The sequence below is a fragment of the Comamonas sp. Z3 genome, from assembly GCF_008121565.1.
Classification (GTDB): Bacteria; Pseudomonadota; Gammaproteobacteria; order Burkholderiales; family Burkholderiaceae_C; genus Comamonas; species Comamonas brasiliensis.
The window spans coordinates 389,142-412,293 of the sequence record NZ_VOQU01000001.1; the positions used below are offsets into that span (position 1 = coordinate 389,142).

24 protein-coding genes, 2 tRNA genes and 3 pseudogenes are annotated in these 23,152 nt (G+C 55.7%); 17 read left to right on the plus strand and 12 right to left on the minus strand.

The annotated features are described in order from the left end of the window. Nucleotides 1-66: 66 nt before the first annotated feature. From FSY59_RS01865 to FSY59_RS27600, 5 genes are all read right to left on the minus strand, one after another. Nucleotides 67-1,338 (minus strand): phospholipase D family protein, encoded by a 1,272-nt coding sequence (locus FSY59_RS01865; protein ID WP_054075398.1) that lies wholly within the window; start codon nt 1,336-1,338, stop codon nt 67-69. Between the two features lie 558 nt (nt 1,339-1,896). Next, nucleotides 1,897-3,093: an IS91 family transposase gene (locus tag FSY59_RS01870; protein ID WP_054075399.1), complete on the minus strand. Its 1,197-nt coding sequence runs from the start codon at nt 3,091-3,093 to the stop codon at nt 1,897-1,899. A gap of 9 nt (nt 3,094-3,102) precedes the next feature. Beyond that, entirely contained in the window at nt 3,103-3,978 is an 876-nt protein-coding gene (locus tag FSY59_RS01875) for a site-specific integrase (protein ID WP_054075400.1), read from the minus strand. A gap of 828 nt (nt 3,979-4,806) precedes the next feature. Further along, complete coding sequence (locus FSY59_RS27595) at nt 4,807-5,106, minus strand: tyrosine-type recombinase/integrase (protein WP_255439095.1); 300 nt, start codon at nt 5,104-5,106, stop codon at nt 4,807-4,809. 24 nt (nt 5,107-5,130) lie between these two features. Further along, nucleotides 5,131-5,439: a hypothetical protein gene (locus FSY59_RS27600; protein WP_255439096.1), complete on the minus strand. Its 309-nt coding sequence runs from the start codon at nt 5,437-5,439 to the stop codon at nt 5,131-5,133. Nucleotides 5,440-6,153: 714 nt separating this feature from the next. On the opposite strand from FSY59_RS27600, the gene FSY59_RS01890 reads away from it, so the two are divergent. Together FSY59_RS01890 and FSY59_RS01895 are read left to right on the plus strand one after the other, a co-directional pair. Then, complete coding sequence (locus tag FSY59_RS01890; protein WP_235214385.1) at nt 6,154-6,387, plus strand: DUF1488 family protein; 234 nt, start codon at nt 6,154-6,156, stop codon at nt 6,385-6,387. A gap of 410 nt (nt 6,388-6,797) precedes the next feature. Beyond that, the gene (locus tag FSY59_RS01895) at nt 6,798-8,165 is read left to right on the plus strand and encodes an EAL domain-containing protein (RefSeq protein ID WP_148728350.1); all 1,368 of its coding nucleotides are present in this window, start codon (nt 6,798-6,800) and stop codon (nt 8,163-8,165) included. Here the strand turns inward: FSY59_RS01895 and FSY59_RS01900 are convergent. After that, nucleotides 8,099-8,969: pseudogene (locus FSY59_RS01900) on the minus strand (recombination-associated protein RdgC). The gene FSY59_RS01895 and the pseudogene FSY59_RS01900 sit on opposite strands and share 67 nt — an antisense overlap. A 769-nt stretch (nt 8,970-9,738) precedes the next feature. On the opposite strand from FSY59_RS01900, the gene FSY59_RS01905 reads away from it, so the two are divergent. The 3 genes from FSY59_RS01905 to FSY59_RS01915 all read left to right on the plus strand — a co-directional run bounded on the left by FSY59_RS01905 (nt 9,739) and on the right by FSY59_RS01915 (nt 11,139). Beyond that, nucleotides 9,739-10,170 (plus strand): hypothetical protein, encoded by a 432-nt coding sequence (locus FSY59_RS01905; protein WP_255439097.1) that lies wholly within the window; start codon nt 9,739-9,741, stop codon nt 10,168-10,170. Nucleotides 10,171-10,381: 211 nt separating this feature from the next. After that, nucleotides 10,382-10,813, plus strand: a complete 432-nt coding sequence (locus tag FSY59_RS01910) for a hypothetical protein (protein ID WP_255439098.1) — start codon at nt 10,382-10,384, stop codon at nt 10,811-10,813. A 110-nt stretch (nt 10,814-10,923) separates the two neighbouring features. Next, nucleotides 10,924-11,139: a hypothetical protein gene (locus tag FSY59_RS01915; RefSeq protein WP_019043953.1), complete on the plus strand. Its 216-nt coding sequence runs from the start codon at nt 10,924-10,926 to the stop codon at nt 11,137-11,139. A 362-nt stretch (nt 11,140-11,501) separates the two neighbouring features. On the opposite strand, the gene FSY59_RS01925 is transcribed toward FSY59_RS01915, so the two are convergent. Continuing rightward, complete coding sequence (locus tag FSY59_RS01925) at nt 11,502-11,663, minus strand: hypothetical protein (protein ID WP_172671659.1); 162 nt, start codon at nt 11,661-11,663, stop codon at nt 11,502-11,504. 149 nt (nt 11,664-11,812) lie between these two features. On the opposite strand from FSY59_RS01925, the gene FSY59_RS01930 reads away from it, so the two are divergent. From FSY59_RS01930 to FSY59_RS01940, 3 genes are all read left to right on the plus strand, one after another. After that, entirely contained in the window at nt 11,813-12,028 is a 216-nt protein-coding gene (locus tag FSY59_RS01930; protein WP_187427873.1) for a hypothetical protein, read from the plus strand. A 919-nt stretch (nt 12,029-12,947) separates the two neighbouring features. Next, nucleotides 12,948-13,193, plus strand: coding sequence for a hypothetical protein (locus tag FSY59_RS01935; RefSeq protein ID WP_003057115.1), 246 nt, complete (start codon nt 12,948-12,950; stop codon nt 13,191-13,193). Between the two features lie 173 nt (nt 13,194-13,366). Beyond that, nucleotides 13,367-13,723, plus strand: coding sequence for a GNAT family N-acetyltransferase (locus FSY59_RS01940; RefSeq protein WP_255439099.1), 357 nt, complete (start codon nt 13,367-13,369; stop codon nt 13,721-13,723). Between the two features lie 92 nt (nt 13,724-13,815). On the opposite strand, the pseudogene FSY59_RS01945 reads toward FSY59_RS01940, so the two are convergent. Further along, nucleotides 13,816-14,133: pseudogene (locus FSY59_RS01945) on the minus strand (winged helix-turn-helix transcriptional regulator). Between the two features lie 126 nt (nt 14,134-14,259). Here FSY59_RS01945 and FSY59_RS01950 point away from each other — a divergent pair. Beyond that, nucleotides 14,260-14,890 (plus strand): annotated as a pseudogene (locus tag FSY59_RS01950) (glutathione binding-like protein). A 99-nt stretch (nt 14,891-14,989) separates the two neighbouring features. On the opposite strand, the gene FSY59_RS01955 reads toward FSY59_RS01950, so the two are convergent. Further along, complete coding sequence (locus FSY59_RS01955; protein WP_148728354.1) at nt 14,990-15,355, minus strand: hypothetical protein; 366 nt, start codon at nt 15,353-15,355, stop codon at nt 14,990-14,992. 257 nt (nt 15,356-15,612) lie between these two features. Next, complete coding sequence (locus FSY59_RS01960) at nt 15,613-15,969, minus strand: Rap1a/Tai family immunity protein (RefSeq protein WP_148728355.1); 357 nt, start codon at nt 15,967-15,969, stop codon at nt 15,613-15,615. Nucleotides 15,970-16,096: 127 nt separating this feature from the next. Here FSY59_RS01960 and FSY59_RS01965 point away from each other — a divergent pair, with 127 nt between their 5' ends. Continuing rightward, nucleotides 16,097-16,426, plus strand: coding sequence for a hypothetical protein (locus tag FSY59_RS01965; protein ID WP_148728356.1), 330 nt, complete (start codon nt 16,097-16,099; stop codon nt 16,424-16,426). 77 nt (nt 16,427-16,503) lie between these two features. Here FSY59_RS01965 and FSY59_RS01970 read toward each other — a convergent pair whose 3' ends face one another. After that, entirely contained in the window at nt 16,504-16,758 is a 255-nt protein-coding gene (locus FSY59_RS01970; protein ID WP_043371760.1) for a hypothetical protein, read from the minus strand. Between the two features lie 139 nt (nt 16,759-16,897). Between FSY59_RS01970 and FSY59_RS01975 the strand changes: the two genes are divergently transcribed. From FSY59_RS01975 to arsH, 4 genes are read left to right on the plus strand one after another with little or no spacing between them, the layout of a single operon-like run. Continuing rightward, a complete protein-coding gene (locus FSY59_RS01975; protein WP_148728357.1) occupies nt 16,898-17,221 on the plus strand; it encodes a helix-turn-helix transcriptional regulator in 324 nt (107 codons plus the stop codon). A gap of 25 nt (nt 17,222-17,246) precedes the next feature. After that, nucleotides 17,247-18,536 carry an arsenic transporter gene (locus tag FSY59_RS01980; protein ID WP_148728358.1) on the plus strand — a complete coding sequence of 430 codons (1,290 nt, stop codon included), beginning with the start codon at nt 17,247-17,249 and terminating at the stop codon, nt 18,534-18,536. A gap of 25 nt (nt 18,537-18,561) precedes the next feature. Continuing rightward, entirely contained in the window at nt 18,562-18,993 is a 432-nt protein-coding gene (arsC, locus tag FSY59_RS01985) for an arsenate reductase (glutaredoxin) (protein ID WP_148728359.1), read from the plus strand. Continuing rightward, complete coding sequence (gene arsH / locus FSY59_RS01990) at nt 18,980-19,696, plus strand: arsenical resistance protein ArsH (protein WP_003057103.1); 717 nt, start codon at nt 18,980-18,982, stop codon at nt 19,694-19,696. The genes arsC and arsH overlap by 14 nt, the downstream gene beginning before the upstream one ends. Nucleotides 19,697-19,755: 59 nt before the next feature. Here the strand turns inward: arsH and FSY59_RS01995 are convergent. Next, nucleotides 19,756-19,832, minus strand: a tRNA-Pro gene (locus tag FSY59_RS01995). Nucleotides 19,833-20,103: 271 nt separating this feature from the next. Between FSY59_RS01995 and FSY59_RS02000 the strand changes: the two genes are divergently transcribed. The 3 genes from FSY59_RS02000 to FSY59_RS02010 all read left to right on the plus strand — a co-directional run bounded on the left by FSY59_RS02000 (nt 20,104) and on the right by FSY59_RS02010 (nt 22,717). After that, nucleotides 20,104-20,180 (plus strand) — tRNA-Arg (locus tag FSY59_RS02000). 164 nt (nt 20,181-20,344) lie between these two features. Then, nucleotides 20,345-21,586, plus strand: a complete 1,242-nt coding sequence (locus FSY59_RS02005; RefSeq protein ID WP_148728360.1) for an integrase arm-type DNA-binding domain-containing protein — start codon at nt 20,345-20,347, stop codon at nt 21,584-21,586. A gap of 375 nt (nt 21,587-21,961) precedes the next feature. Continuing rightward, complete coding sequence (locus tag FSY59_RS02010; RefSeq protein ID WP_148728361.1) at nt 21,962-22,717, plus strand: restriction endonuclease; 756 nt, start codon at nt 21,962-21,964, stop codon at nt 22,715-22,717. The last annotated feature ends 435 nt before the right edge of the window (nt 22,718-23,152 follow it).

Here is a 23,152-nt window from a genome sequence, read left to right on the forward strand (position 1 = left end):
GAACTTCTTGCCTTTTAGAAATCAATCAGGACAGTCGCACAACTGATACCGCTACGCAGTGGCAGGTCAGTGGATCTGTCGAACTCTGGATCCCAAGTAGCGCAGCACTTTTGTCGTTCGGCTATTAAGGATGGGGAGTTCTTCCTTGTTGCACCAGCCGATGAGTTCCTGAACGTTGGCCTTACCGAAAGCCTTAATCTTGCCGTCGCCATTGACAGCATCAGCCATCCTGTCTACTACGTCCCCACGCCCGAACACCAAATGCGCAAGCGCCTCTCTGGCGCGTTCGGGGTCGTTGCTATTGATGAACTCATCTCTCCAAGTTTCTTTCCCGCCGCGATAGAAGCGGAGGCGGTCGCCGAAACTGTGCAGAGTGGATAGGGCGTCAAACAGGTCATCGTCCGAGGCCGCGAGAATTGTCTCCTTTGACTTGAATACGCGCTGCAGGCGTGGATAGGTCTCGCCGACGATGGTGTTCTCGAAGTAAGGCCATGGTATAGATGACCACTCGTCAATGAGTGGTCGCAAGATGGTTCGCTGCTCCTCGACGGTTCGGTAGGGGGACTGCTGCCAAGACTCCCCGGTGGCGTGTTTTTGCCGAATGAAACTCATGAAGGAGTCAACCTCAAGACGGAGTGGAACGTCCTGCTCGCTGACCTTCCTATAGCCGCTCGCTGCGTATGCATCTCGCACAATGCTGAATGCCGACACGCACTCTTGGTAGGACTTTCGAAAGCTTGAACGAAAGAGAGAATCGGACCTGGGCTTTGGCTGTCCGCGGGCGATGTTGTTCGGTGCGGTCTTGCCGAGCAACTCTGCAACCTCGTCAGCAAGCAATTCTGCAGCGTTGCTGTGCTGCTCGTACTTGCGGTACAACATCCTGTACTGTGCCAACATTTCGCCTGTGGGAACGTCAGCGCTTTCCCAGTAGTCTTGGAATATCGCTGCGAGCTCAGGCAAACGTTCGTCACTATCGTCAAGTCCCACTACGATTTCTTGATTCGCTGTGATGGCCGCTCTTGTTAGGTTGGCCGACCCCACCAACGCCTTGTTATCGCCGAAAAGATAGAGTTTTGGATGGAATGAACGCGCCGTATAGACGCGAAGTTGGACATTCGGGTGGCTCATCGCCCACTCGACAGCAGCAGGACAGGTCGGAAAGCCCAGCCTTACCACCAGCCAAACCTTGCAGCCGTGGTCTAGAAGTTTTTGGACAACATTGGTTTCAGTGAAGAACGCTACGGCAATGAAGACGTCACAACCCTGAACATCTCGCCGAGTAAGTTCGTTGATCAGGAAGTCCCTGTGCACCGTCCGATTGGCAAATAGGTTATCCATCTTCGTGCCTCCCTTGAATGTAGTGGTCGCGACTCTACATGTACGCAAGTCGATCCTAACTATTGTTGCTCGTCGGCCCACGACATTGGACTGGAACGACTAGCTGTCGGTTAGGCCAGCGGGGCTCAACGGCTGCTCTTGGCAGGAGCGGTCGCCTAAGGCCTGAAGCGCGAACGACTCAATCAGTTTAGGGTTGTGGGATACCTGCCCGGAACGACACCCCCACGCGACGATCAACCCTGCCTGAGGGCAGGTGTCGCACAAGCCTCGATGGTGGAAACCGCGGAACACGCCTATGTTGGTGTTCCGGGCGCAAACGCTATGGGGATTTGAGTCTGACTTCTGCGATCCGGAGTGCAGCTACCCAGACGCTCAGCATGCTCAAGAGCAAAGATTCAGCCTGGTAATAAGCCAAGTGCAGCCCGCCATATGGCTGTTGCACCTCTAGGCAGCCTCCATGGCATCCGTAACTCCACACGTGCCGCAAACAGGCGTGCGCTTCCTCCGTCGAGTTGCTGGTGGACATCGACATCGCTTTGAGGTTTGAAGGTGCGGTGCTCATGATGCTGGTGGTGCACGGATGGCTTGCCCACGCACAAAGCCTTGCAAGACGCTCAGGGCTTTGCCGCAATGCCAGCAGAAAAATACAGGTGTTGTCTTCCTCTCTGACATAACCGTTTGCACAGACTTCTCGGTGTCGCTCGCGGCCTGTGCTGGTGCGACTTGCAGCAGCTCACGCGCCAAAGACAGACAGCTCTTGCGAGCACCGTTGGCCAGCAAACCATAGTGCCTGATGCGGTGGAAGCCGCAGGGCAGCACATGCAACAAGAATCGGCGCATGAACTCTTCGGGAGCCAAGGTCATAGTCTTGTGGCGTGTGCGGCCCTTGGCCCGGTAGTCCTTCCAGCGCAAGCTCACCCCGTGCGCATCCATGGCAATCAACCGGCTGTTGGAGATGGCGACACGGTGCGTGTAGCGGGAGAGATAGGCCAGTACCGCCTGCGGCCCTGCAAATGGACGCTTGGCGTAAACCACCCATTCACATTGACGCATGGGGGCTAGCCATTGCCTGAAGTGCCCTGCGTCGGCCAGACCAGCCAGTGCTCCAAAGAACCTGAGCCCGCCCGTTTGATGAAGGCGCAGCAGTTCTTCAAGAAAGCGCCTACGCATCAGCCGGGACAGCACGCGCACTGGCAGGAAGAACCCAGGCCGGCAAGCCTTCCAGCGTCGCCCCTCATCCGCCAAACCACCACCAGGCACGATCCCGTGCACATGGGGGTGATGGGTCAAGGCAGAACCCCAGGTGTGCAGTACCAAGGTAGCCCCAATACGAGCTCCAAGGTGCTTGGGGTCTGCAGCGATGGTTTGCAATACCTCGGCAGCGACATCAAACAGCAACCCATAGAGTTCAGCCTTGTTCTGGTAAGCCAGATCGGCAATCGGTGCAGGCAAGGTGAAGACCACGTGGTAATACTCCACGGGCAGCAGATCAGTCTGACGGGCATCCAGCCAGCGCTTGGCGGCTGCACTCTGGCACTTGGGGCAGTGGCGGTTACGGCAGGAGTTATAGGAAACTTGCTCTGCTGCGCAGCCTTCGCAGCGCAAAACATGACCACCCAGTGCCGCTGTACGGCACTGTTCAATGGCCGACATCACCTTGAGCTGAGACAGGCTCAGGTGGCCACGCTGGCTCTCACGCCAGGCTGCGCCATGTTGAAGAAAGATGTCGGCAACCTCCAAGGAGGGCCGCTGCACGAGTGCCTCTCAGCTTGTTTGCATTGGCTCCAGTGGGCCGATCACATCACGCAGCAGATCGGTCGCCACATGGGCATAGATCGAAGTAGTCTCCAGCTTCTGGTGACCCAGCAGAACCTGAATCACACGGATATCGACCTTGCGCTCCAGCAGATGTGTGGCAAAGCTATGGCGCAGGGTGTGCGTCGTGACGCGTTTGTCGATGCCTGCCGCTTCGGCGGCAGCATGAACGGCACGATTGAGCTGGCGAATCGTCAGGGGCTCCAGGGCCGTCATACCCGGAAACAGCCATCCACCGGGCAACATCTTGCCCTGGGCATGTGCCAGATGCCACCATGTGCGCAGGCGCTGCAGAACAACGGGGCTGAGCATGGCATAGCGATCCTTGGCCCCCTTGCCTTGCTCGATGCGCAAGGTCATGCGCTGGCTATCCACATCCGTGACCCGCAAGTGCACCACTTCGCTGGCACGCAAACCTGCGCCATAGGCCACAGACAGAGCCACTTGGTGCTTGATGTTGTAGGCCGCTGCCAGCAGGCGTGAGACTTCCTTGCTGCTGAGAACCACAGGCAAGGTTCTAGGCAACTTCACAGGCTGCATCTTGGCCATCAGCTCAATGTGACCGAGCGTCACGTCAAAGAAGAACTTCAGACCTGTGAGCGTGGCGTTCAGTGTGGTGGGTGATGATCCTGCATCCACCAAATGCAGCTGGAAGTTGCGCAAATCCTCGACGGTGGCGGTGTCAGGCGAGCGCTTTAGGTAGGCGGCCAGATTGCGCACAGCACGGATATAGGCTTCCTGCGTACGAGGCTGCAGCTTGCGCATTCGCATGTCGTCGAGCATGCGCTGACGCAACGGGGAGATGGTTTGAATCGAGGGGGTCATGATCGCACTCCTGTCGAAGAACGAGGCCGATTGCCTCATTCACCAACATAGACAGGGGTGCGATGTGTATTCCGCGTCAGGGCCTTCGCGGCGGACTACCGCGCGAGCGGTTTAGTCCATCAGCCTATAGTTGTCCAAAGAGGTCTTTGAACGAGGTGAACAATTGTGGAAAATTCAAACCTTTATGGGGGGCAGTTTCAGCTGAGCCAAAAATTCACTGTCCTCATTCAAATCCGTATCCGGCACCGTTTTTTGCCTTTTTTGCGCTGAGCATGTGCAATAATTTGCCAATAAATTTATGTCTTAAGTGTTCCAACCCAATCCAGCCTTAAATTTGCTCCAACGGGGGAACAACATGGGGAACATCAAGACATAAAAATTTTCAAAAGTCTTTGGTTTATGCTGGTTTCAAGGGAAGATTCAATTCCCGCCAGCCCACCATCCACCACCGCCCTACACCAAGTAAATGCAAGGTGTAGGGCGGTTTTCTTTTGTCTGGATGGTGCAGGATGGTGCGCAAGAATGCACGTGAAATGCACGCGGAATGCACCGATCTCAGTTGACAGCGCGCAGGGCCGGTTTCGGCTTCTGGTAGTCCTCCCGGATGAACTTGCCATACGTCCGGGACACCATCTCCACATCCTAGTGCCGCAACTGGCTGGCCACGTACCAGGGATTGGCGCCGGCCGTCAGTAGGGCCGAGGCATAGGTGTGGCGGACTTGGTACGGGTTGCGGTACTCCACTTCGGCGCGCTTGCAGACCGGCTGCCAGAGTGTCTTGCGGATCTGGGCATCGGTGCTCCAAGGTTCGCTCGTGCGTGGATTGAGTCAGATGCGTTCGCCCTTGAGCTCGGAAATAGGGCGCTGGGCTCGCAGCGCAGCGAGTGCCTCGGCAGACAGTTCCACATCACGAATGCCGGCAGCTGTCTTGGGTCCCTTGATCACGTCTGCGACCTGATTGAGCTCTATCCGGGCAACGGCTCGATCCCAATCGATGTGGTTCCACTGCAACGCCTGCAGCTCGCCTGGGCGCAGGCGTGTCTCAAACCAGAACTGGAACATGGGCCGTTCGTCGGGGCGGCAGGCCTTGAGGATGGCCTCGCGCTCCGCTGCAGTGAATGGCGTCACCACATAGTCGCTGACCTTGGCCGTTTACCTGATCAGTTTAGACAAAGCGATGCGCTCGAAAGGACTGCAGGCGATCAGCTCATCATTCAGGGCATCCTCAAATAGGCTGCGCAGTGGGATAAGCATGTTCCGTATGGCCTTGCTGGCGCAGTCCATTTCCGAAACCCAGTCACGGCAGACTGGGTAGCACCTCACCCACCTGCACCCATGCCAGCGGCGCATGCGCTCTTCAGTGATGGCTTTGGCGTAGCCGTTGTAGGTGGAAGGGGGCATTTGCCAGTTCTTCACCTGGCGGACATCGATGGCCAGTTGCTTTTGCAGCAACGTTTCCATGAGCGGGTTGCTTTTGGAAGAAGCTACAGCCTTGGGACTGTCTGGCAAGTAGTCCACATAGGAATAGGTACCGTCGGCAATCTTGCACCTGATTCATCGCGCAAGGATGCTGCTCCTGTTGATTCGGCAAGGGGGCTGCAGTTCGCGACATTCCTGACCCTCGGTGAAGGCAATCTGGAGCCGGGCACCGGAGACCATGGGCAGATCTTTACGCCGGGCGGTGTTGTTTGGGCAGGTGGTCTTTTATCCATTGATAGGCGGCCTTGATGTTGACGTAAAGGCGGTGGTGAACGACGGCGACTTGGGCACCCGCGCGCCAGGTGCCGGACTTTTTTGCGTTGTTTGACCGTCTTTATCGTGACCTCCGTGAGTTCCTCGTACTTGGAGGCCAGAACCCACTCGGGGGGCGTTGACGGGCACATCATTGGCAGTGGGTGCAGCAGCTTGCGTATCTGAAGGCTTCATGAATCAAGGGCTCAATTTCAGGTTGGGACGAGGTGTTCGGCGGCTTGAAAACGCATGTGTGGATGGAGTGGGCTGGTGCTTAATGTCGGCATTGCCTTTCAGTGCAATGCGCGGTGACGACGCGTTGAGGGTGCGTCGTTGGCTCCAGAATGCAAAAATGCCCGCATAGTGGCTGCCTATGGGTAAACTTCTGCTGATGAATTCAGTGAGGCATGTATGGATCAAATGGATGCCGGTGCAACATACGCAATGAGCCCGCGTAGAGTTGTGTTTGAGTACCAGGCCAACAATGAGGCTCGATCAGCGGCTATCAGTGGTGACGCGCTTGAGCGTTTGACAGGGGCCAAGGACCTAGCCGGAGCGCAGCAGAGCTTGGAGGCTTACAGAGCTCACTGGCAAGAAATCCATGGGCTGGCCGCGACAAAGCACGATCAGGGTCAGGAGCCTGTCGTCATTCGCGTGGGCGATATTCCCGCCTCATAGAGCTGCGAGGGGGCAGAGGGCGGCTTTGCGTGGTCATGCAGCAGTCAGGCGACGATCTCTGTGATTTCTTGAAGCTGAACCTCCAGCGTAAGACTCATTGATACCTCCAAAGAAAAAGCCCACTCAATGGCGGGCATAAAGGGTTAGGGGCTTGGGTGAATGACACCCATCTAGGGCTATTGCGGCTGGCACTCAGGTCGTGAGAAGCCGTCCATTTGCTTGTAGGTCATGGGGCTTCTAGCTGCGCGCGGCCTATATGTCATTGATATGAAATCAATGGACTCACTATCAATTGAAAAATATGCATAGTGAAAAAATAATACATTGAAACAAATTGTAATATATGATTAAGAGAGCTCGGCTGTAGGTTGGGAACATCTACTTGGTTTAAAAGTATGGAGTAATTTAAATTGGTAGATGCGGAAAATAAAGAGCAGGCTCACTATAGAGAAGTGGAGTGGCTGGGAAAAAAATTTCCGAAGAGCGATCGGGCCATAAAAATCAGACTGCTTTTGCAGTTGAATACTCTGGTATGTACCTCGCTCGGCATTTTCTGGACTATATGCTATTCGTTTTTCTCAAGAATCGATCTGGCTTTAATCTTTGTGGCTTTGTTTTTTGTGGGTGTCTGTTCTTATTTTTCTGCCAAGAAATTCAGCTACCAATATCTTGCCGGTATAGCGCATGCACTGCTGTTGATCGTGATCGCCATCTCTTTGATTGACAGTCCTATCGAAGATGTTCCGCGCTCTGCGCATGTGTACTTTTTGCCGCTGGCAATTGGGGTGGTGTTTGTCTTTAATCAGAAAGACAGATATATGGGGATCATCTTCCCAAGATTGTGCTTGATTCTTTTTGCAATCTTCGGCGTCGGACTCATGGATATGGATGTATCCAGTATTTCTCCACCTGAAAATATCCGATGGATAGGCTGCATCAGCAATTATCTTTTTTCCACGCTGGTTCTGGCCTGCATACTGAAAATCTATATTGCAAATTTGAATGCAAAGGTCGACTTGGCATTTAATCTGGCCCAGGCTGTTTCAAATAACGAAATAGTGGTGCACTATCAGATTCAAGTTGATAAGGATGGAAATCCGTTGGGTGCGGAGGCTCTTGTCAGATGGATGCACCGAGAGCGTGGTCTTTTATCTCCGGACAAATTTATTCCACTGGCGGAAGAGAGTTTTGTGATCAGAGATATTGGGCTGGAAGTTCTGCGTCAGTCCTGTCATCTGCTGAGAGAGTGGTCTGAAGATCCCTTGCTGCAGAATAAGTACATTGCGGTCAATGTGAGTCCGGTGCAGCTCATCGATGATGATTTTGTGTTTGATGTCATCAAGGTTGTACAGGCGGCGGGAGTCGATCCTGGTTTGATAGAACTTGAACTGACAGAGTCGGCTTTGAGCATGGATGCTGAAAAAGCAAGTTTGAAAATTCAGCAATTAAGAGACTTTGGTATCCGATGGGCTCTCGATGATTTCGGCTCGGGGTTCTCATCGCTCGCCATACTGAAGTCTTTGCCGGTCCAGAAAATCAAGATCGACAGGCAGTTCATCAAGGATGCCAAGTCAAGCGAGTCCTCGAAGAGCCTGCTGAAAAAGATCCTGGAGATTTCCGAGCTGATGGGGATGGAGGCTATCGTGGAAGGCGTTGAAGATCATAGCCAGCACACCATGCTCGTTGATCTGGGATATTCGCAATTTCAGGGCTATCTCTTCGGACGCCCCAATCCGGCTTCAGACTTGACCGATTCCATCAGGTCGCGCAGAGGCTGATCGAGTGGAGCGAGCTTCTCCCCCAGTGCATCTATCATGTCGGGAATCAGGCTTGAAAGCTCGCCCGTGGCAATGCTCGCATCGGTGTCGAAGCCGCCGTCGTCCTGGCTGCTGCCATCCATCGCTGCATCCCGCAGCGCGATGTTCTTAATCTGGAAGCTTCGGCAAGCACGAAGCTCACCCGGTGCTCCCAGGTCCTGGCCAGTCTGGCGGGGAGCTTGCCGTGCTCGATGTGTTGGCGGACTTCGTCAATATCCAGGGGGTGGCGGGCGTAGCGCACGACAGCCTTGGATTCATCGCAGGCTTTCAGCTCTGTCTCGCGCGGTCGGCTGTGAAGCCCGCGGGCGGCTCCCAGGCGAGCAGCCAATGCACCATGGCTGCCTGTGGGCTGGTCTGTGTATCCACCAACGCCACCGCAAAGCCGGGAGGCCTTCAACCAGCAGCATGACGATCTCATCGGCGCGGCTTTGGACACTCGTGCCGAGGACCAGGGTACGGGTCTGCAGGTCGATGCATACCCGCATGCCGCCTTGTTTTGTAGAGACCGTGGGCAGCAGATCCCTCTTTCTTGCCGGGCTTGCGGCCCTCGGATTTCTCAATGTGCTCAGCCTTCGCGTTGAGCTTGCGATTAAGCACGCTTGCGGGCAGCACCTTGACCTCTGCCATGAAGCGCATCATCCGCTGCCCGGCCACGGATTCGACCAGCGGGCCGTGCTTCTCACCGCGTGGCGGCACCCAGCCGGCGGAGTGCTCTTGTGTGACGCCACATTCGGCAAGGATTGCCTTTTGCAGGGCATCCTCCAGCCTCTGGAGGTCGCCTTGTCAGCGATCGGAAATGCGGTAAATGCTCATGTTTTTAAACATAGCTGCTCCTGAATGAATGAGTCCGCCGTTGGCGGTGTTCTTTGAGTTGACGATCTCCTACAGAGGAACATCGCCTTACAGAGGTGTTTCCCAGTAGGACTAGGCTGTTGTCAGAAACACTTGTAGAAAGAGCTGCCATGAGAGAGCTATTTGCACTGGTTGCGGCCGCCTTGATGCTGGCTGGATGCGCGATTCAGGCGCCTGCGAACGGGCAGGGTGCGATGCCGGGCTCCAACCAGATGGAGAGGAATGCAGATCAGGATCTTCGAAACAACGAGATCCCGCAGCCAGGTCGCTCGAGCGACTTTGACAATGATTGGGGCCGAGAGAAGGCACCAGATCGCGGCAATGAGGGCCATGAAAATCAAGGCAGTTTGTGGCCATGGCCAGGTTCGGGACTGAGCGGCGGAGCTACCTACCCGGGCGGACATAGTTGGGGCTATTAGGGTGAAGGCGTGGGTGTATCTTCAGGTGCAGTGGTCTTGTTGTGCAGCCCCTGGCATCCTCGCGCGGCTGCAGATCGCCTTGCCAAGTATTGAGAATGTGCGTAATTGATTAAGCGTCTTGAGCGCGGTGGCTAATACATGCTGATGTGGCTATGGTTTTCCATTAAAAATTGAAATAATTCGACCGCCTGGGCTCAAGAGAATGACTTGGGTGCTATCAAAATGAGATAGATAAATTGCGTTTTCAATAATCGAAGCAGGCCATGAAATTTAGAGCTATTGCAGTTGTTATAGCGGCAATTTGCGCTACTTCATTTGCTTTGGAGTGCTTTGGGCAGAGCTCAAATGTTGTCGCCAGTGAAGTCAACAAAGCTGCTTCAGAATCTTTGAAGACTTATCGAAGTCATGGCATGGCCGGGTTGAAGGGGGCTGTGTCGGACTGCTGGCAACAGCCGCGTGATTTCTGCCTTTATCTGGATGTTGCTTCGCAGCGGATTGCTGCCAATGCGAACCGCAGCGGCACGGCTGTTGACAAGTATTTCTACACGTCGACCTCCCTGGAGCGGGCCCATGCCTGGCTCTCGTTAAGCGCTCGAAGCCCCAAAGCCAATGTCCAATATCTGCAGGCGGTAGAACAAGTCATGGACAGCGTCTTGCACACCCAGCAAGAAAAAATGGCTTACAGAGCTCGGTAGTTTCTGGTCGGTGCCTAGTTCAGGCTCTGCAAGGCCTTTTGCCCAGCCCTCAGCAGGACTGCCCTGAACATTGAGAGTCCCAAAAAGAATCGGCTGATTGTGCATTCGGTGGATTTCTTGCTGCACTGCAATAATTCAAGACGCCAGCAGTCCCAAAATTGACCACAGATAGCAACTTGAGTGATTGGAGATGCTGTTTGTGTGTCATGTCATGAAAGCAAAAGCCATTGCGTGCTTGCTGGCATCCATCTGCTTGGCCCTCCTTTCTGGCGGAGTGGCGGCAAAGGAAGCCAACTCCATAGCCAGCGAGGTGAAGAAGGCTGTTTCTGATTCGCTGCAGGTCTACAAGCAGGGCGGCGTATCAGGGTTGACCAGCGCGGTGTCCGATTGCTGGAGAGCACCACGTGACTTCTGCCTCTACCTGGACTTTGCTTCGCATCGTATTGCGGTGGGCGCGACGTATACAGGCACTGCACTGGGCGAGTACTTCTACGCTGCATCCGTGTCGCAGCGAGGACGCACCTGGCTCGCGTCCAACGGCCGCGGACAACTGGCGAATGACCAGTATTTGTATGCGGTGGATCAGGTGATGAACCGTACCCTGATCGCGCATCGGGACAGGATGTTCAAAGGCAGCCCCTGAGCGGCTCAGGCATACGAACTGGGTAGGCAAACCGGCGGTTCAACAAGAACTTACAAGCAGGGGGCGCAACAGGAATAGCCTGAGAGACTTCACTTTCTCAAGGGGTTGTCATGAAAGCGCTACTTCTGATTGCGGCTGTTGCCAGCATGCTGGCGGGATGTTCGATGATGCCGGGGCGTGATTCGGGCTCGATGCCAGCTCAGGGCGCCAGCCAGCCCATGGGCTCCATGAGCATGGGGGCCGACAGTGATCGCTGGATGTACGGCCGCAATATGCAGCCATGGACTGGCGGGGACGGCCCGTTCTTCGTGCGCAGCAATATGTAGTGGGAGCGCAGGCAGCACCGCGGGCATGTCGGCTTTTCTTTCGGGCACTGCACGGTCTTGTCGTCCAGCCACTGGGCATGCATGCCCGGGCACACGAACTAGTCGCGCAGTGCCTTGGCCGGGTAGGGGGGGCATCGGCCCGGGCGCAAGGGCTGGCCAGTCAGGCCAGCGCCATGCAGATGGAGGAGAATCAGGCCTTCAAGAACAGTTGTCATGAGTGATTCCGTAGTGCTGCGCGAGCAGCGATCAACATTGCGGCGGTTGCGCCTACATCGGCCTTGCGTCGGGCCTGAGTGTCATCACCACGGTCGCACCGATCAGGCAGAAAAAACCAACCAGGGTCAGCAGCCAGTGCAGGGAGATCAGTAGCTTTGTTCCAAGGCCGGTGCGAGCAGGAGCAGGGCAGCCAGGAGCAGCGCTAGAGCCGGGGTATGGATGCGCGGCCATTTCACAAGCCTTCCTTTTTTGCGCAGGCGTTGCGCGAGCTCGTCATCAATAGGGTGGTGCTCGTTACGGGTGGGCATGAGATCTCCTGTAGGCAAAAAAGCCCGCGAGCGAATGCTGCGGGCAGGCATCAGGAATCGTTACTGATGGCGAGTAAGGGGAATATTTGTTTACAGGCCGGTCTGACTATGAGTCCTAGACTGGTGGCAACAACCAATAAGGAGTTGCCATGAAGAAACTGTCTGCTCTGGCTGCTGTGGTGGCCGTTGCTGCATCACTGGGTGGTTGTATCGTTGCTCCGCACGATGGGTACTACGGTCACGGCCACGGAGGCCGCTACGACAGCGATCGTGGGGGACGCTATGAGTATGAGCAGAACGACCGGGACCAGCGACCCAATCGCCCGGACAGACGCCCGGATGACCGCTGGCGCTCGCAGTACTGACCCCGAGGTCTGTGCTGCTGCATAAAAAGCCCCGCCTGGCGGTGTGAACTCACGGTGAAGTCACAGCTAAAGCCCTGCAGGGGAGGGCACATGGAGATTGCGGCAGCTTGAAGACTCACATTTCAAAATATCCAGACGCCAATAAGCCGTCCGAAGATGGCTGGAACCCAAGAGACTTCATCGCTCTGATTCAGGGCGGCTCATTGGCCGTCTGTCCTGGCTGAATCAGGCGTCCCTGATGTCGCTCAGGGCCTGGTGCCGACTGCTCTGTGGGCGCTGCTGCTCTTGGCTTCCCGGAATGTCTCACCGCCGTATGGGCCTAGCGGATGGATTTCGCGTGGTCTTTCGATGTTCCTGTTGCCGATTCCATCCGGGGCAGAGGAATACTGACTTGAGCGAACGTCGATCTCTTGTATCCCGCTACCGTCTGTGACGCCTTCTGCTTGCCCTACCGTGCCGATGCATGAGCCGGGGGACCCATTGCAGCGGTTTTGCCATAGTGGATGAAGTATAGAAATGCTGACCTTGTGCTGTGAATAAACACTAGCCAAAAAGCCTTTTTACTATCCTATTCACATGTGGAGAGCTGCAAAAGCCCGTATTGGCTGAGCTGTTCGCGCTTGAACCACGGGCGAGGAGGGTGCACCATTGGGGCATCACGCACTTCAAGGAGAGCGGCGATGTCTACCCTCATGATGCAAATGGTTGGCCTTTGGATCCTGGCCGTGCTGGTGGCCTGGGTGATCAATGAAATCCGAGACGACTGGTGGGCGTAAAAAAAGCCCGCTGGAGCGGGGGGCTGAAGCTTACAGATAGTTATGGCTGACCAGAGCAGTTGCAGCGTAACGCCATATAGGCAGCGGCTCATCGCGTTTGGCCATGGGATAAGCTCGGCTACCCTGAAGCCAGACCGAGAGACATGGGACTAGAGTACAAAATCAAATTTTCTGTGCCGGGCAGTTACGACCCCGCTGCCTTGCTACAAAAGCTGCCAAATGCAGTAAATAGAGAGTTGATGTGCGATGCGTATGGCTACGTTGTAGAGCCGGACGGGTTTTATTTCATTGATCACTTGGTGGATCGCACCATAGCGGCCGTGGCGCTGCAAAGCTTGCTTGATGAGGCACTGCGATTCACGGATTCGATTGAACTGACTCAGCTGTAGTCCATGTGTCGCTTTATGCTGCGCAGATGCGGTTGCTCATTGCATGATCACAGGCTTGGGCCACCTAGAATTTGGCGATGAAAAGCAAGGCTCCTACTCCTCAAATTCGACCTGCGTCTGTCTCCGATATGGATGCCATGTTCAGAGTCAGAGCCGCTGTCGGGGAGGACACCATGACCGCAGAGGAACTGTCTGCCATCGGTGTCACGCCAGACTCCATTTCGCAGGCGGTTCTCGGTGCTCCTTGCTCTTGGGTTGCCGCTGTCAATGATGATGTCGTCGGGTTCGCCATGGTGGACCTGGACAGCGCATGTCTGTTTGCGCTATTTGTACTGCCCGAGCATGAAGGATGCGGAATCGGAACAGCTCTCACCCATGCCTGTGAGCAAGCCTTATTTCAGCAACATGCATCAGCCTGGCTTGAGATCGCCAAAGAAAGCCGAGCTGCGCGTCCCTATCGTTACCTCGGATGGGGCGATGAAGTCGATATTGGGAGCGGCGATATACGGCTGAAAAAGCAGCGCGCATAACTGCTTGGGGTTCTGCGCAGGGGGCAGCTTGTGGCCAGAGCGGCCGAGACTTCAGACTCAAGAGGGCCTCATCTTTGGCCTACCGGCAAGTGCTAGCTTTTTTGTTTCAGCCACATCCCAAACTCTTTCATTACGTTGACTACGGGTTTCAAGCGCTTGCCATCGAGCGTCAACTCGTAATCGACCCGGACGGGAGCACTGGGCCACACCGTTCTTTTGACTAGGCCTGACTTTTCGAGAGCACGCAGGTCCAAGGTCAGTGAGCGCTGCGAAATTCCTGTTATGTCTCGGCGCAACTCGTTGAGTCTCTTAGGTCAATCTACAAGATAGGAGACTATTAATAAGCGCCATCGACCTCCCAGCAACCGCATGGCCTCTTCGACTGAGCAGCCACTGACATTGACCTTCATGGCACATCTCTCCAAACGGTGGTCTAGGTATATTTTTTTAACCTATCTGCAGATTTTTTGCCGGTCGATGAAAACTAGCCTTCAGCGCTGTATGTCACAGCGCATGTCATAGATCGGAATACTGCGATGAAGCTGTACTGCATCCCCGCGGCCTGCTCGCTAGCCCCTCATATCGTCCTGCACGAATTGGAGCTGGACTTCACACCCGTCAAGGTGGACTACCAAAACGCATGTGACCGAGGATGGGCGAAACTTCCTGCACCTCAACCCCTTTGGCTATGCACCACTTCTGGATCTGAACGACGGCAGATTGCTGCGTGAAGGCCCGGCAATACTGCAGTACCTTGCGGACCTCAGCCCTGACTTGCAGCTGGCTCCGGCACATGGCTCCATAGAGCGCTACCGGCTCCAAGAATGGCTCAATTTTTTAACTTCTGAAATCCACAAGGGATTCATACCACTGCTCTATCCGGTACAAGCCGGAAGGTATGGCACACAATCAGCAAAGCCCAAGCTGGAAAAACGCTACGAGAGGATCAATGCACAACTTGCGGGAAGGAGATTTCTAACGGGCGAATACTCGGTTGCTGATTGATACCTGTATGCCTTAACCCAATGGGGACAGGCCGAGTGGCTTTTTCCCACATACAAGGCCAATATTCACTTCGATGGTCTCGAAAATCTTAGGAGCTGGTATTTGCGTATGCGTGAGAGGCCCGCGGTGAGAAAGGCGCTGAGCGCAGAAGGGCTGCAATAGCTTTCGCAATGCGCACGGCAGCGAAGGTTATGTGCTGCAGCAGGCATGTTGGAGGCCGCCGCGCTGATGGCGCAATGCGGGTCCAGTTTGATGCGTGCTTCAGCCCCGAGCTCGAAGTTGCTGCTGACGCATTTTCAGGGAGTGCTGGCTTTCTGAGTCGACCCGGGCCCACATATGAAGGAACGCGTCCAGCGCGGGCTTCGACAATTCCTTGTCTTCAATATAGGCAAGTTCGCGTTGCCGGTATAGCTCCAGAACAGCGCGCAGCGTTTTGGGATCGGGGTGTGTGCTGATGAGGGCCCCCATGACTGCAAGGAACGCGGCCTGCATGCCCAGCGTGAATTCGCGCAGTTGTTCTAGCTTCTGGATTTGGTGTGGCATGGCAGCCTTGTTTGGTAATGATGTGTGGGAGTAACCATCGTAGTCCGGGGCAGGACGGTTATCTTTGCCCGATCCTGTCAGCATGTCAGACGCTGCTTTACGCTTGACTTCAGTCGCTGGAGGCCGCGGCGGGGCCGCTATCGCCCCCTCAGGGCCTCGGAATGTGGTGGGCAGATGCGCGGAAGGGGCTCTTGACGACTGTACGGGGCAGTTACTCACAACCAGCGGTTTGATTGCGCGCCCAGCTGGAACTACAAAGGCCACGCCAGCTGTGGCAATCTGACAAGCTCACATCTCTCTTATTCATCCCGAGTGAAGGAATGTCGCAGAGCAGTTGCAATCTACTTTGGCTTGCAGGGGAAGACATCGTGCAATGCTGATGCGACCAGTCGGTTGGCATTCAAGTGCCTGAGCTGGGGCCGGGCGTGGAGCATCATAGGCATGATGTCCAAGATCTGGTCGCGTGTGATGCCATCTGGTATGCAGATGATTTTGGATGACACCAGTGTTTCGGTAACTCCTAAAACATACCCGCGAGCGATGTTGGTCTGTTGGCCGTCCGACGTGATACCCGCTTGAGAGCTTTTTGCTTCAGAAAGCCATTGGTACAGCTCATTTCCTGTGATCTGCTGCGCATGCAGATGTGGTCCGCAGAACAAGGCGACCAACAAAGCGGCTGTTCCCTGAAAAGCTCTCATCTGTCCCAATCCTCCTCTGCGAAGGAATGTATCAGAGCGACTCTGAAGCACATCCCCTCCGGCGAGGGGTAGTCGTACGCGATGAAGTCAGTACGATGCTCGCTCACACTTGAGGAGATGAATGCTCATGAAAGCAGCACTGATGATCTTGGCAGCATCGATGTCGGCAGGCATGGCTTTTTCTGCACATGCCGATGATGCAAAAGCGGCGATGGCTTCAGGCACCATCAATATGGCTGCGAGCATGAATGAGCTCGCTCTGGCTTGTGGACACATGAGCGCCCAGGATGTGGAGGCTGGCCGCATCAAGCAACGCGACGCGGCGATCAAGGACCTCGGCGTGACTTCCGCCAGCTACGACAAGATGTATGCCGGCTACGCATCCGACTTCAAGAAGAAGTGGGGCACCTTGACTGCGGCAAAACAGAAAAGCACTTGTGATCAGATGAAGCGCTAGCCGCGCCCTGACAGCCCGCAAACAGGCCCGCCTTGGCGGGCTTTTGGCATGTTCTCATGCAGAGGTACGGCGCCCCCTCAATAGCCTTCGACCAAGGGCATTTCCGTTCCATCGACCGCAATCATCACGCCCGTGGTGCTGGCGTCGATCTCGATCGGAACGCCCCATAACTCGTTGGGCTTGCCGAAGGAGTTGACGATGTTGAACTGCCGCAGCTCTTCCGGTGGCATTTTGATGAGCTTGGGGTAGGCGTTGTTGTGGGCCTTCCAGTGCCTCAGGAAGGACTGGCAAACGCGCTTGTGGACGGTGTGGATCGGTGATTCATCGGTCATGGCGCGATTGTCTCAGACCATAGTTGGATGCGGCTACAAGCTGCCAGTTGGTGTGCGTTCGTAAATAGGTCCTTCCATCGCCCTTCTGCAACGCAGATACTTTGCATCAATAATTCAACAATAGTTGTATTATCTACTTATGCACGAAACCCAAGTGATCCGTTCCCTCTCCGCGCTGGCCCATGAAGCACGTTTGCGCGTTTTTCGTGCGTTGGTGGTTGCCGGGCCTGAAGGGCTGACTCCCAGCGCATTGGCGCAGCAACTGGGTATCGCTCCCAATGCACTGTCATTTCACCTTAAGGAGCTGTTCCATGCCGAGCTCGTGAGTCAGGAGAGGCAGGGGCGCAATGTGCTCTATCGCGCTGCGTTCCCCGTCATGAATGGCCTGCTGGGCTATCTCACCGAGAACTGCTGCCAGGGCGCTGCCTGCACCCCAGACGCTGCGGCTTTATGCCTGCGCTGAAGTAGTTGTTGCGAGGAGCAGTTCAATGTTGACGGCCATTCTGATTTTCATCTTCACCTTGACGCTGGTCATCTGGCAGCCACGCGGCCTTGGCATTGGCTGGAGCGCCTCGATGGGAGCCGGTATCGCGCTGCTGCTGGGGGTTGTGCATCTTTCTGATATTCCGGTGGTCTGGAATATCGTCTGGAATGCCACGGCGACCTTTGTCGCCGTCATCATCATCAGCCTTTTGCTGGATGAGGCCGGATTCTTTGAATGGGCCGCGCTGCACTTTGCCCGCTGGGGTGGCGGCAGCGGAGTCAAGCTGTTTGCTTTCATCGTGCTGCTGGGGGCCGCCGTTTCGGCCCTGTTTGCCAATGACGGAGCCGCCCTGATTCTCACGCCCATCGTGATGGCCATGCTGCTGGCGCTGGGCTTTTCTGCGGCAGCAACGCTGGCGTTTGTCATGGCCGCCGGATTTATTGCCGACACTGCCAGCCTGCCGCTGATCGTCTCCAATCTGGTGAATATCGTCTCCGCCGACTTTTTCAAGATTGGCTTCAACGACTACGCATCGGTGATGGTGCCGGTCAACATCGTCTCGGTCCTGGCCAGCCTCGGGGTGCTGCTGCTGTTTTTCCGACGCGATATTCCTGCCTTCTACGACATGGCCCAGCTCAAGCAGCCATCGGCTGCGATCAAGGATCTGGCCACCTTCCAGGCTGGTTGGGCCGTGCTGGTCTTGCTTCTGGTCGGCTTCTTCGCTCTGGAGCCTCTGGGCGTTCCCGTCAGTGCCGTGGCCGCCGTGGGGGCTGCGATCTTGCTGGCGGTGGCTGCGCGCGGCCAGGCCATCAGCACCAGGAAGGTGCTTCATGGCGCTCCATGGCAGATCGTGGTGTTCTCGCTGGGTATGTATCTGGTGGTCTACGGGCTGCGCAACGCGGGCCTTACGGATGTCATCGCCGTGTTGCTGAATCAGTTTGCAGCCGGTGGTGTATGGACCGCATCACTGGGCACAGGCGTGCTCTCTGCGGTGCTGTCTTCCATCATGAACAACATGCCCACAGTCTTGATCGGAGCCTTGTCCATCGATGCTTCCACAGCTAGCGGGGCTGTCAAGGAGGCCATGGTGTATGCCAATGTGATCGGCTGCGATCTAGGCCCCAAGATCACGCCGATTGGCAGCCTGGCCACGCTCCTTTGGCTGCATGTGCTCGCCAAGAAGGGCACAACCATTGGCTGGGGCTATTACTTCAAAGTCGGTGCGGTGCTGACCATGCCCGTGCTGCTCATCACACTTGCAGCGCTGGCCTTGCGGCTCAGCGTGGCGTCATGAACCTTTGCAACGGAAATATAGCGCTATGAGTGAAATCACGATTTATCACAACCCTGCTTGCGGCACCTCCCGCAATGTTTTGGCACTGATTCGCAACAGCGGGGAGGAGCCCACGGTCATTGAATACCTGAAGACGCCTCCTGATCGCGCCACCCTGGTGGGATTGATCCAGGCCATGGGCATGCCCGTGCGCGATGTGTTGCGTCAAAAAGGTACGCCTTATGACGAACTGGGCCTTGGCGATCCTCAATGGACCGACGAGCAACTGGTGGACTTCATGCTGCAGCATCCCGTCCTGATCAATCGGCCGATAGTGGTCACCCCTCTGGGAACCCGCTTGTGCCGTCCCTCGGAGGCCGTACTGGACATCCTGCCGCAGCCTCAACAGGCCGCATTTTCCAAAGAAGACGGGGAAGCCGTCATTGACTCGAAAGGAAATCGAATTGGCAAGCTCTGATCTACCGAATCTGGACGAACAAGTATTTGAAAAGCCCAGCCTGGAAGGCTTGCTGCCCGCACAACGTGCTGCGCATGCGCCGCGCATTCTGCTGCTGTATGGCTCGGTTCGCGACCGCTCCTATAGCCGACTGCTGACCGAAGAGGCCGCGCGCCTGCTGCGCAAGATGGGTGCCGAGACCAGGATCTTCGATCCGCGTGGCCTGCCGCAGCCCGATGGAGCCCCTGACGATCACCCAAAGGTCAAGGAACTGCGTGAGCTGGCTGTGTGGGCCGAGGGTATGGTCTGGACGTCTCCTGAGCGTCATGGTGCGATGAGCAGCATCCTCAAAGCGCAGATAGACTGGATCCCTTTGTCCGCTGGTGCCGTGCGACCGACGCAAGGCAAGACGTTGGCGGTGATGCAAGTCTCGGGTGGCTCGCAGTCCTTCAATGCGGTCAACCAGATGCGGGTACTGGGCCGGTGGATGCGCATGATCACCATCCCCAATCAGTCCTCCGTTGCCAAGGCATTCGCCGAGTTCGATGAGGCCGGCCGGATGAAGCCTTCTTCATACTACGAGCGAGTGGTGGATGTGATGGAAGAGCTGGTCAAGTTCACGCTGCTGACGCGAGACTGTTCGGACTACCTGGTGGATCGATATAGCGAGCGCCGTGAAAGTGCTGAAGAGCTGTCCAAACGGGTCAACCAGCGAAGCATTTGAGCGATACCGGCGTATAGACAAAAGGCCTTGGGTTTTGCAACCCAAGGCCTTGTATCGTTTGGTCGGAGCGGCGGGATTCGAACTCGCGACCCTCTGCTCCCAAAGCAGATGCGCTACCAGGCTGCGCTACGCTCCGAAGGGTGTTAATGTAGCGCTAAATCGGGCTCGAAAATTTGAAATTCCTGTTTCAGTTTGACGCAAAGCGATATTTCGATGATGCCTTGCATTGCATCAGGTACTCGTTTGTTGCGCTGACGTCGTGTCGCATGGTGTCCGTTGCAACTACAGAAATCGCATCAATTTTGCACCGATGCCTTGCAAGCCGCTTAGAATAAGAGGCTAACGCGGGTTCAATTCCCGACAGCCATTTTTCAACAACCCAGCTTTGCTGGGTTGTTTCAGTCAAACTGCCCGTAGCTCAGTCGGATAGAGCAACAGCCTTCTAAGCTGTGGGTCACAGGTTCGATCCCTGTCGGGCAGGCCAGATTCTCATCGCAAGTCACTTCAAGACATCTCAAAACCCGCATGCCTAAAGGCTTTGCGGGTTTTTTGTTGTCTCACGTCGTGTCATGCCATGTCTTTACATGCCAACATATTGTTGGTACTTTCGTTGGTATCTGACATGCAAACAGGACGACATACCAACAAATGCCCCTTACAGACACTTTTGTTAAGCAGGTCAAACATTCTGGTAAGGCTGCTGGCGACAAGTACAGCGATGGCGGCGGCCTTTACTTGCATGTGACCAAATCCGGTAGGTATTGGCGCATGGCCTACCGCTTTGGTGGCAAGCAAAAAACCGTAGCCTTTGGCGTATACCCCGCCGTGACGTTAGCCCAGGCCCGCAAGCGCCGTGATGCTGCCAGAGAACAGCTGGCCAGTGATCTTGACCCAGGCCTAGTCAAGCAGGCGGCAAAGGCGGCGCGTGCCTTAGCTGGTGAAAACACCTTTGAGGCCGTGGCCCGCGAATATCACGGTATCAAGTCGAGTGCCTGGAGTGAAAGTTACGCAGCGAAGTGGCTGCGGCTGTTGGAGAAGGATTTTTTTCCCTCACTGGGCAAATTGGCCCTTGCAGACATCACGCCGCCGATGATGCTGGGGGTGTTGCGTCGTGTGGAGCAGCGCGGTGCGGTGGATGCGGCACACACGCTGAGAAAAAACGCAGGTCAGGTGTTCCGCTACGGCATTCAGACCGGGCGGTGTGAGCGTAACCCCGTCCCTGATTTGCAGGGTGCGCTCAAGCCACTATCCGTCAAGCATATGGCAGCATTGTTGGAGCCGGTGAAGGTAGGCGAACTGATGCGGGCTATAGATGCCTATACCGGCCAGCCTGTCACGCGCGGAGCGCTGCTGTTGTCGGCCTTGCTGTTTCAGCGTCCAGTGAATATCAGGTCGATGGAATGGGCGTGGATTGATTTGGATGCCGCCATGCTGACTATTCCTGCGCAGGAGATGAAGCGCACCCAGGCAGGAAAGCTGAACGGCAGGCCACACTTTGTTCCACTGGCTCGGCAGGCCGTGGAAGCCTTGCGTGAGATGCTGCTGCTTACAGGACACCGAGTGCACGTTTTTCCAGCCAATCGGGGAGACGGTCGGCCCATGTCCAACATGACTATCAATGCTGCGCTGCGGCGTATGGGTTTCAGTAGTGACGAGATGACGGCGCACGGCTTCCGTGCAATGGCCAGAACCTTGATGATTGAGCGCATGCCTGGCATCCACGCTGATGTGATCGAGGCTCAACTAGCTCACAGCAAAAGTGGCCCGTTAAGGGCGGCCTACGACCGGGCCGAATACATGGATCAGCGTCGGACGATGATGCAAGCCTGGGCTGACTACCTGGACAAGCTGCGCCAAGGGGCTGACGTGCTTCAGTTCAAGAAGGTATAGCAGCCGACGAACCCAAGCCATCAGTGCGGGCGCTGGCCTTAATTGACCATCATCCCGATACGCGATGACCGGCTTGCTTGTTCTGGCCACCGGCAACAAACGACCCTGATCCGCCATCCAGCTAGAAGCTCGAAAGCCGTCACTAATTGGCCAGCACGGCCTGAAAAGCCCATGTTTCGCGATGCCGCAAACCGTGCTATTTCACAAACAGGCGCACCCATTGCTCATAGGCCTGCTCCGCGAGTCAGCTATAGTATTTGTAACAGATTCGTTCGCGGATCTGATTCCATAACCGCGTGGCGCGTAAGCCAGATATGGCCTACGGGTCGGCGCGGCTTACATCGCGTTATCCCTCACGGTTAGGAGTCGTCACACATGAGCATCATTGAAATTTCGCGCGATGAGTTCGACCAGCTTGGCATTGAGCGCATGGGATTTTCTCCTGAGCGGGGTTGGTTCAAAAGCACGGAGCTCGATCTTGCTGGGACCATCATTCGCGATCCGTTCGACAAGGACTGGTCGTACGTGCTCTTGGCCAAAGAAGAGGACGGGGCATACAGATATCTTGAGGGAGAGGTCAGCCTGAAGACCCAGCAGGATGCGGAGTCAAAGCTGTACGCATCCGCGCTTCGTATCGAGATAGCAGGCGCGTTCCAGGAGGAGCTCTATGCCGCACCTGAATCAAAGGGGGAGGACAGCTCTGCTCTTATCGTTACGTCGATTGACGATGAAGTTAAGAGGTACTTAAAGAAGCACCCTCAGAAGCTTTATGAGCTCTCGCCAAGGAAGTTCGAGGAACTTGTCGCTAGCATCCTTAAAGACTTGGGATTTGAAGTCGAACTCACTCAGGCAACTCGTGACGGCGGAAGAGACATCATTGCCCATGTGAGAAATGCCGTGAGCAGCTACTTGACCTATATCGAGTGCAAGCGTTACGCGGCTGACAACAAAGTCGGCGTCGGCATTGTCAGAGAGGTGATTGGCGTCCATCACCTACGCAAGCCCACTAAGAGCATCATTGTCACGACCAGCTTTTTCTCTAAGGACGCCATCCAAGAGGCCGAGAAGATGGAGAGTCAGCTGGAGCTAAAAGATTTCACTGACATCAAGGGATGGCTGCAACTTTACTAGTGAGGCTTAACACTGCGGTCTAGACCGACACCCAACTGCAGGGCGTGGCTCACCTATGCGTTGAACGTCCGCTTTTATCCGCGGCCATCGGCAGCTCTTGGCAGAACTCAATCGGTCACGACCAGCAGCATAGTTAGCCACAGTCGGCGCAGACAGTCAGTTCGACCGGAATACGCAATCAGGGCGTTCAAGTCTCAAAACGATCAGGGCGCGTTATACGCCTTTTTTTGCGTCCGCTCTCTGTCGACCTTGGACTTTCCATTTTCTCGCGCCACAGGTCCGCTCTGTTCATTTTCTGGCCTGCTGGCGTCCCATGGCAGCCCTATCTGCCGGAGGTCGAACACCGCCTCTCAACCCCGTGGCGCGCCATGACGCCCCCGCCGCGCCCGCCCGCTTCGTGGAGCTCAAATTACGAGAAGGTCGCACCGCCAAAAC

Excerpts from the sequence above, each read along its gene's own strand:
- FSY59_RS01930 (WP_187427873.1), top strand. The coding sequence starts at position 11,813 with ATGAAGAAACTGTCTGCTCTGGCTGCTGTGGTGGCCGTTGCTGCATCA.
- FSY59_RS02005 (WP_148728360.1), top strand. The coding sequence starts at position 20,345 with ATGCCCCTTACAGACACTTTTGTTAAGCAGGTCAAACATTCTGGTAAG.
- FSY59_RS27600 (WP_255439096.1), bottom strand. The coding sequence starts at position 5,439 with ATGGAAACGTTGCTGCAAAAGCAACTGGCCATCGATGTCCGCCAGGTG.
- FSY59_RS01875 (WP_054075400.1), bottom strand. The coding sequence starts at position 3,978 with ATGACCCCCTCGATTCAAACCATCTCCCCGTTGCGTCAGCGCATGCTC.
- FSY59_RS01890 (WP_235214385.1), top strand. The coding sequence starts at position 6,154 with ATGAGCCCGCGTAGAGTTGTGTTTGAGTACCAGGCCAACAATGAGGCT.
- FSY59_RS01940 (WP_255439099.1), top strand. The coding sequence starts at position 13,367 with ATGACCGCAGAGGAACTGTCTGCCATCGGTGTCACGCCAGACTCCATT.
- FSY59_RS01915 (WP_019043953.1), top strand. The coding sequence starts at position 10,924 with ATGAAAGCGCTACTTCTGATTGCGGCTGTTGCCAGCATGCTGGCGGGA.
- FSY59_RS01935 (WP_003057115.1), top strand. The coding sequence starts at position 12,948 with ATGGGACTAGAGTACAAAATCAAATTTTCTGTGCCGGGCAGTTACGAC.
- arsC (WP_148728359.1), top strand. The coding sequence starts at position 18,562 with ATGAGTGAAATCACGATTTATCACAACCCTGCTTGCGGCACCTCCCGC.
- FSY59_RS01910 (WP_255439098.1), top strand. The coding sequence starts at position 10,382 with ATGAAAGCAAAAGCCATTGCGTGCTTGCTGGCATCCATCTGCTTGGCC.
- FSY59_RS01965 (WP_148728356.1), top strand. The coding sequence starts at position 16,097 with ATGAAAGCAGCACTGATGATCTTGGCAGCATCGATGTCGGCAGGCATG.
- FSY59_RS01925 (WP_172671659.1), bottom strand. The coding sequence starts at position 11,663 with ATGCCCACCCGTAACGAGCACCACCCTATTGATGACGAGCTCGCGCAA.
- FSY59_RS02010 (WP_148728361.1), top strand. The coding sequence starts at position 21,962 with ATGAGCATCATTGAAATTTCGCGCGATGAGTTCGACCAGCTTGGCATT.
- FSY59_RS01955 (WP_148728354.1), bottom strand. The coding sequence starts at position 15,355 with ATGCTGACAGGATCGGGCAAAGATAACCGTCCTGCCCCGGACTACGAT.
- FSY59_RS01970 (WP_043371760.1), bottom strand. The coding sequence starts at position 16,758 with ATGACCGATGAATCACCGATCCACACCGTCCACAAGCGCGTTTGCCAG.
- FSY59_RS01975 (WP_148728357.1), top strand. The coding sequence starts at position 16,898 with ATGCACGAAACCCAAGTGATCCGTTCCCTCTCCGCGCTGGCCCATGAA.
- FSY59_RS01905 (WP_255439097.1), top strand. The coding sequence starts at position 9,739 with ATGAAATTTAGAGCTATTGCAGTTGTTATAGCGGCAATTTGCGCTACT.
- FSY59_RS01865 (WP_054075398.1), bottom strand. The coding sequence starts at position 1,338 with ATGGATAACCTATTTGCCAATCGGACGGTGCACAGGGACTTCCTGATC.
- FSY59_RS01960 (WP_148728355.1), bottom strand. The coding sequence starts at position 15,969 with ATGAGAGCTTTTCAGGGAACAGCCGCTTTGTTGGTCGCCTTGTTCTGC.
- FSY59_RS01980 (WP_148728358.1), top strand. The coding sequence starts at position 17,247 with ATGTTGACGGCCATTCTGATTTTCATCTTCACCTTGACGCTGGTCATC.